This window comes from Frankia sp. CcCS3 (genome assembly GCF_977927575.1).
In genome coordinates, this window is sequence record NZ_CDWRCL010000019.1 from 25,585 (window position 1) to 33,337 (window position 7,753).

Here is a 7,753-nt window from a genome sequence, read left to right on the forward strand (position 1 = left end):
GCGAGGAGGTGGCCTGGTGCGACGTCCACGGTCAGGCTGTCGCGCTGCGTGGCCCCCGCCCGATCGGACTGGCCGCCGGTGACCGGGCCCGACTCACCATCGACGTCTCACGGGTGCACCTGTTCGCTCGGGCGAGCGGACGTCGGCTCGCCTGGCGGCCACCGGATTCCCGGGAATCCCTGACCATCCCCGTGCCCGGCGCGCTCGCCGCGTCCCCCTCCCCCGCTTCGGCCGCGCCCGCCGCGGTCTGAGGGGCGACCAGACCCAACCGGACCAGATCACCGCGATCCGGTCCGTCCGCCATCCCATCGATTCCGTCGGTCCCGTCGGTCCCGTCGGTCTATTGATCCCAACGTCCCGTTGATCCCAAGGAGCATCCCCGTGGCTCGACCACGCCTGCTGCGTGCCGCAGCTGGCCTCGCGTTGCTTGCGGCGCTCGCCTCCGCGTGTGCGACGTCCTCGCCCACACCCACGAACGCGGCCGCGAACGCCAGCACGATCCCCGAACGCTCCCCGGACCAGAAGGTCTCGATCGTCTTCGAGAGCTACAACCTCGCGAACGTCGGGACGTGGAAGCCGGTGATCGAGGGGCTGCTCCGCGACTTCCAGGCGGCGCATCCCAACATCACCGTCAAGGGCCAGCCGCCGCAGAACCTGGCCGGCAGCGCGAACAGCGGCGACTACGTCACCAGCATCAAGAACCAGGTGCTGGCGGGCAGCCCCCCGGACGTCGCCCAGATCACCTTCAACGCGCTGCGCTTCGCCTCCGGCAGCCTCGGCGCCCAGCCGCTCGACACACTGGTCGGGCGGGAGGCCGTTCAGGCGAACTTCGGCGGCGAACACCCGTTCGCCCCGAAAGCCCGCACCCTCGGCGATGTCGACGGCAAGACCTACGCCGTCCCGTACGTCTTCTCCACCCCGGTTCTCTGGCTGAACAAGACCCTGTTCACCCAGGCCGGCCTCGACCCGGCCAAGCCGCCGAAGACCTGGGCGGAGGTAAAGACCGCGGCGCTCGCCATCAAGGCGAAGACCGGCAAGGACGGGGTCCTCATCGACTGTCTGACGAAGGTCGGGGACTGGTGTTTCCAGAGCTTGGTACGGTCAGCCGGTGGCCGGGTGATCTCTACCGACGGCACCAAGCTGTCCTTCGCCGACCCGCCGGGCGTCGAGGCGGTGTCGATGGCCGCCGACCTGGCACGCAGCGGCGTGATGCCGAACCTCGACCAGAAGCAGCAGGTCAAGGCGTTCAGCACCGGCCAGGCCGGGATGCTGCTCGAAAGCAGCTCCCTGCAGGGGATGTTCATGGCCGGCGCCAAGGCGAACAACTGGGAGCTCGACGCCGCCCAGGAACCCGCGTTCGGCTCGAAGCCGGTCATCCCCACCAACTCGGGAGCGGCACTGGCGATCTTCAGTAAAGACCCGGCCAAGCAGCGCGCCGCCTGGGAACTGACCAAGTTCCTCACCAGCAACCGCGCCTACACCGAGATCTCCTCAAAGATCGGCTACCTGCCACTACGGACCGGCCTGATCGACGACCCGAAGTACCTGCAGGCCTGGGCGAAGGCGAACCCGCTCATCAAGCCGAACCTCGACCAGCTCACCCGGATCGAGCCGTGGGAGTCCTTCCCGGGTGACAACTACCTCCAGATCTCCGACACGATGATGACCGCGGTCGAAAGCGCCGTCTTCACCGGCAAGGACCCCGCATCCACCCTGGCCGACGCGCAGAAGCAGGCCACCAGCTTCCTGCCCCGGAAGTGACCGCCGTGCCCGTCGTAAGCACCGTGAGCACCGTGAGCACTGGGAGCACGGCCACCGCAGCGAGCACCGGGACCGCCCCGGGCGCCGGCGACGGCGGGGCGCCGCAGGCGCGGCGCGCCCTGTCGCTGCCGGGCACGATCAACCTGCGCGACGTCGGCGGCTACCCGACTGTGCACGGACGCTCCCTGCGCTGGCGCACGCTGCTGCGCTCGGGCACGCTACGCGGGCTCGACGGCCGTGGGCAGGCCATCCTCGCGCAGATCGGGCTGCGCACGGTCATCGACCTGCGCGAGGACACCGAGGTGGCGCACGATCCGGACCAGCTCGGCCGGCTCGCCGCGACGCATCGGCGGGTGCCCGTCTACACCCTGCCGGTCGACCGGCACCAGACGGCCGGCGATCTGCGTAGCCTCTACGACCACGTCGTCGATCATCGAGGGGACCGCCTCACCGCGGCCATGCTCGCGCTCGCCGCACCGGGGGCACTGCCCGCGATCGTGCACTGCAGCGCCGGCAAGGACCGCACCGGTCTGGTCATCGCTCTGGCGCTGGACCTCGCCGGGGTGCCAGCCGAGGTGATCGCGCAGGACTTCGCGCTGACCTCGTACTTCCTGCGGGACGAGGCTGCGGCGGCCGTCCAGCGGATCTCCGCCCTGATGTCCACCGATGGCGAGGAGCTGCCGGCCTCGCTGATGGCAAGCCCGCCCGACCTCATCCTGCACGCGCTGGGCCGTATCCACGCCCGGCACGGGGACACCCACACCTACCTGCTCGCGCACGGGGCGACGGCGCACGCGCTGGACCGCCTCGTCGAGGCCCTGCTCGTGCCGGCGGAGGCCTCCGACGCCGGGCCGGATTCCGGTCCGGCGACCGCGGGCTGAACCCCAGCCAGTGAGCCGCAGGCCCGGAGTCCCTCCCCCTCGGGCCTGCGGCTCACCCCAGGCGCCACCCCGTCCGCCCTGAACCCCGTCCGCCCTGAAGCCATCCCCTCCCGCTCCGAAGGACGTCCATGCCGATACTCTTGGACCCAACCGCGCACACGCCCACCCACAGCCTGATCCAGATCAGTGACACCCACATCGTCCGCGAGGGTGAGCTGATGCGCGGCAAGGTCGACACGTACGCCGCGCTCCGCACCGTGCTCGACCAGATCGAGGCGTCCACGCTGAAGATCGGTGCCCTGCTGCTCACCGGTGACCTCGCCGACCGCGGTGATCTGCTGGCCTACCAGCGGTTGCGTGACCTGGTCGAACCGGTGGCGGCGCGCTTGGGCACGCCCGTGCTCTACGGCGTCGGCAACCACGACTCGCGTGGCCCGTTCCGGGAGGGACTGCTCGGCGCGGAACCCACGGTGGAGGCTCACGACTACGTGCACTGGGTCGGTGACCTGCGGATCATCATGCTCGACACCACCGAACCGGGCGAGCACAGCGGCTTCCTGAGCACCGCCCAGCTGCGCTGGCTCGCCGACGAGCTGGCCACCGCGGCCCCCGACGGGACCATCCTCGCCCTGCATCACCCACCCGTGCCGTCCCCGCTCGCGATGGTGAACTCGCTCCTACTCGCCGAGCCGCAGAACCTCGCCGACGTGCTCGCCGGCAGCGACGCGAAGATCGTGCTGGCCGGTCACGCCCACCACGCGTCCGCGGGCGTGCTCAGCGGCGTTCCGGTCTGGGTGGCGGGTGCCACCGCCTACCGGCTACGCGCCCTCGGCCCAGCCGACCGGATAACCGGCCTGGTCGGGGGCGAGTACACCCGGATCGACGTCTACCCCGAGGGGGCCGTCGCCACCGCGGTACCGATCGCCACCACCGAGGTGGTCTACGACATGGCCCTCGACGAGGTCGTCCGGCTCGCGGCGGATTATCACTGACTCCGTCCGGCACCGACCCCCGTCCGGCACCGACCCTCGTCCAGTACGTCGGCCCTTCCCGCGCCTCCGGAAAGGATGTTTCCGAACCGTATTCGTCGAAATCGCCATCCCGGGGGCAGCCGGCACCACGATCCCCGCCGGTGCCGCAGTTTCCGCCGGTGCCGCACTCCCCGCCAACACCGCCTCCCCCGCCAACACCGCGTCACGCGTGCCGGTGCGGGCCGCCCGGCCATCGCTGGCCCGGCGGATGCTCGCTGCCACCCCGCCCTACCTGTACCTGCTGCCCGGAGTGGCCAGCCTGGTGCTATGGACCTACAAGCCGATCATCGAGGCCGTCCAGCTGTCCTTCTACCACTGGAACCTGCTGCCGAATTCGCCACGGACCTACGTCGCTCTGGACAATTACCGGCTGGTCCTCACCCTTCCGCAGCTCCGGGGCGCCGCGAAGAACACGCTGTGGTACATCCTCGGCCTGATTCCGTTCGCCATCGTTCTGCCCACCGCCATCGCGCTGGCCATCCGGGACCTGGGCGGTCGATCGCGCACCGTCTACCGGGCGCTGGTCTTTCTGCCGATACTGGTCGCGCCGGTCCCCGCCGCCGCGGTCTGGCGCTGGTTGCTGGACTCCAGAGGGGTGGTGAACCACACCCTCGGGTTCGGTGCCTACAGCTGGCTGCGGGAGGAGCGGACGGCGCTGATCGCCATCCTGGCGATCTGCGCGTGGCAGATCCTCGGCTTCGCCACCCTCGTCATCTCCGCCGGACTCACCGGCCTCAGCAGTGATTACGCCGAGGCCGCCGAGATGGACGGAGCGTCGCGCTGGCAGGTCACCCGGTGGGTGACCCTGCCGATGCTGCGCTCGACTCTGCTGTTCATGCTGCTGATGACCGTGCTGCTGTCGGGGCAGTGGACGTTCCCGCTGCTCGACGTGCTCACCCAGGGCGGCCCCGCCGACTCCTCAACCAACATCTATTACCTGCTCTGGCAGTTCGGTTTCCGCAGCCTGGACTCCGGCCTGGCCTCCGCGGCGGGCATCGCGTTCTTCCTCGTCTTCGCGGCGGTGGCGGCGGTGCTGGTCAAACTGGCCGACCGGTACAGCTTCGCTGACAACTGACTCGGACCCTCGGCGACCGGATTTCTCGACGCGCCCCGGTCCCTCGATCCAAGGATGCGAACACGATGAGCAGCATGCGGATACCGCGGATACCCCACTGGCGGACCGCGGCCAGCCATCTGATGCTGGCCCTGCTGAGCCTGATCAACCTGTTCCCGGTGTACTGGATGTTCGCCACCTCCTTCCGCCGGCCAGACGACATCTTCGACCAGTCGCTCCTGCCCTGGCCGCTGAGCCTGGCGAACTACCGCTACGTCTTCGACAGTCTCGACATCGGCGTGCTACTCGCCAACACCTTCACGATCGCCGCCGTCACCGCCGCCGGCCAGCTCATGATGTCCCTGCTCGCCGCCTACGCCTTCGCCGCCTGGGAGTTCCGCGGCAGGACCCTGTTCTACCTGGCGTTCGTGGCCACCTGGCTGATCCCGTTCCAGGTAACGATGATCTCGAACTACCTGGTGCTGTCAAACCTGGGCCTGCTGAACACACTGGCCGGCGTCATCGTGCCGAACCTGTGCTCGGCGCTGGCGGTGCTCATGCTCCGCCAGCACATGCAGGCCTTCCCCCGGGAACTGCTCGACGCGGCCCGCATCGACGGGCGGGGATCGTGGTCCACATTGTGGACGGTCGTCGTGCCGAACCTGCGCCCGGCGCTGGCGTCGCTGTCGATCCTGCTGTTCATCACCGCCTGGAACGAGTACTTCTGGCCGGCGCTGGCGCTGCAGCGGGCGAACTCCGTCATCCAGCTGGGTATCCGCGGCTTCCTGACCCTCGAGGGCGACAACTGGGGCGCCCTGATGGCCGGGTCCGGCCTCGCCTGCCTGCCCGTCTTCGCCCTCTACCTGGTCCTGCAGCGCCAGGTCGTCGACGCGTTCGTGCGCTCCGGCCTGCGCTGACCGCGCTGCTCCCGCGGGCGATCGGCCACGCCACCCTCGCGGTGTGCCGCGCCGCCTACGAGTTCTGGGTCGACCAGGCCGACAGCCGGCCGGCCGAGTGACGGCGATCCGCGGACAGAATCCTCGGAGTGACCGCAGGTGTCGTCGACCCGCCTGACATGAGAAGCCCATCATGGCTGCGCGGTCGCGACCCGGTCCCGGCCGGCGTGCTTTGCCTGGTAGAGGGCCGCGCCGGCGCGGATGAGCAGGTCGCCATGCCCGGAATCGTCCGGGTTCAGCATCGCCACCCCCACGCTGACGGTGACCGGGAGCGGACCGTCGGCGGTAGCCACCGGGCTCGCCCCGATAGCCTGCCGAAGCCGCTCGGCGAGAACACTCGCCGTCGCAGCCGGGCAGCCCAGCACGGCCGCGAACTCCTCGCCACCGATACGGCCGACGATGTCCTGCGGACGCAACGTACCCTGCACGCGTCTAGCGACCTCGGCAAGAACCGTATCTCCCACAGCATGGCCATGACCGTCATTGACCTGCTTGAAATGATCAATATCGATCGTGAAGGCGGCCAGCGGCCGCGCAGTGTGCAGATGCCTGCGAGCCAGAGCATCGGCCTCGTCGAAGAAGTGACGCCGATTCGCCAACCCCGTCAGCGGATCACTCTCCGCGAGCCGCTGCGTCTCCTCGAACAGGTAGCCATTCTCACAGGCCGTCGCCGCCTGGCCCAGCACGGCATAAGCCAGACGAGCCTGCCTGGGGTTGTAGCCACCAGCGGCCCGCGAGGCGATCAGAACAACGACGGTGAGGGCCGGCCGGCACAGGGCCGGCACGGCCAGCCAACTGCCCACCGGGTACCGCTGGCCGGGGAGCACCTCCGGCAACGTCCGGTGCGGCCCGATCATCCCACCACCATGGAACGCCAGCAGCAGCGGGGAGGCCGGGAGCGGGACGACCATCGCCCCGACCGCCCGGCTATCCACCTGGCCGTAGACCGCCACGACCCGCAACGTTCCGCACGGCTCCCGGGCGAGCGCCCACGCCGCCTCGCACGGAAGCTGCGTGGCGGCCGCCGTCATGACGATCTCCGGGGGAGTCACCGCCCTGGTGGTCTCGACGACGACCCGGTGCATCGTCTCGGCCAGTTCCCGCCGCTGGCGCTCCGCCATCAGCAGCCTGCGCAACTCCGCCGCGTCGGCCTCGCGAAGCGAGATCAGTTCCCGGTCGTGCCCCGGCGCGGCGAGGAGCAAGGCATCCTGAATCTGGTTGGCGACCATGCCCGCCGTGGCCGTCAGCAGCGGCCCGGCATCCCGGCGCGGACAGGTGAGATCGAACAGGCCGAGCGTCTGCCCCGTCGCCGGATCACGCAGGGGAACACCGGCACAGGCGAACTCGCCGAGGGGCTCCGCGTAGTGCTCCTGACCGAACACGTGCGCCGGCCTGTGCTCCTCGAGAGCGGTGCCGATGCCGTTGGTGCCGACAAACCGCTCGGCGAAACTAAATCCGGGCACCAGCGATATACGGTCCAGCCGGCGTTCGAACGCGGCGTCGCCGGTGCACCGCACGAGCACCAGACCGTTCGCGTCGGTGACGATCGCGCTGACGGCCTGCCTGGCCAGGCGGTCGGCGAGCTGGCACAGGACCGGTTCGGCCGCGCGCACGACAGGTGCGTCGAGGTCCGACGCGGCGGGGAGGGGCTCGGGGCTGTCCGCGGCCACCGCCCACCGCCGCGACCGCATCCACGACTCGCGGATCGGATCCCGCACCCCACCGGGCTCGCTGGTCTCAGCTGAGATCCCAGCGGTGAAGAACCGCTCGCGCACCCGCTCGAGCGAGGCTCCCTCCCCACCGTTGAGGCGAACCCCCGAGGCCCGTCCGGCTCGCCGAGACGGTCTTGACCGATCCGGCGTGACGCACCTTCCCGCACCTTTAACCGTGTGACCTGGGGCAAGTATATGCCGCTGGGGCATGAGCTCAGAATCATAATCCGCTTAGCCCTGCTCGCCGGAGAGGGCAAAAATTGCAGAGAAAGCAATATCCAGTATTTTTCTCCCGAAAATCGGTCTTTCATGTGCTTGGTAGGCGGGGTGCGGTGCGGCCGCCTGCACGGTGTTAGGA

At 69.6% G+C, this 7,753-nt stretch carries 6 protein-coding genes and 1 pseudogene; 6 read left to right on the plus strand and 1 reads right to left on the minus strand.

Translation table 11 applies throughout. The annotated features are described in order from the left end of the window. The 6 genes and pseudogenes from AC08OQ_RS03480 to AC08OQ_RS03505 form a co-directional block, all read left to right on the plus strand. A pseudogene (locus AC08OQ_RS03480) lies at positions 1–251 on the plus strand (ABC transporter ATP-binding protein); the annotation flags it as partial. A gap of 130 nt (positions 252–381) precedes the next feature. Next, the gene (locus AC08OQ_RS03485; protein ID WP_476600224.1) at positions 382–1,761 is read left to right on the plus strand and encodes an ABC transporter substrate-binding protein; all 1,380 of its coding nucleotides are present in this window, start codon (positions 382–384) and stop codon (positions 1,759–1,761) included. Between the two features lie 32 nt (positions 1,762–1,793). After that, positions 1,794–2,642, plus strand: coding sequence for a tyrosine-protein phosphatase (locus AC08OQ_RS03490; protein ID WP_476604215.1), 849 nt, complete (start codon positions 1,794–1,796; stop codon positions 2,640–2,642). A 128-nt stretch (positions 2,643–2,770) separates the two neighbouring features. Continuing rightward, complete coding sequence (locus AC08OQ_RS03495) at positions 2,771–3,634, plus strand: metallophosphoesterase (protein WP_476600220.1); 864 nt, start codon at positions 2,771–2,773, stop codon at positions 3,632–3,634. 208 nt (positions 3,635–3,842) lie between these two features. Then, on the plus strand, positions 3,843–4,748 hold the full coding sequence (locus AC08OQ_RS03500; RefSeq protein ID WP_476611897.1) for a carbohydrate ABC transporter permease: 906 nt from the start codon (positions 3,843–3,845) through the stop codon (positions 4,746–4,748). A gap of 65 nt (positions 4,749–4,813) precedes the next feature. Then, the gene (locus AC08OQ_RS03505) at positions 4,814–5,644 is read left to right on the plus strand and encodes a carbohydrate ABC transporter permease (RefSeq protein WP_476600216.1); all 831 of its coding nucleotides are present in this window, start codon (positions 4,814–4,816) and stop codon (positions 5,642–5,644) included. 170 nt (positions 5,645–5,814) lie between these two features. Here the strand turns inward: AC08OQ_RS03505 and AC08OQ_RS03510 are convergent, their stop codons facing one another. Next, positions 5,815–7,458, minus strand: coding sequence for a GGDEF domain-containing protein (locus AC08OQ_RS03510; RefSeq protein ID WP_476604214.1), 1,644 nt, complete (start codon positions 7,456–7,458; stop codon positions 5,815–5,817). Positions 7,459–7,753: the final 295 nt, after the last annotated feature.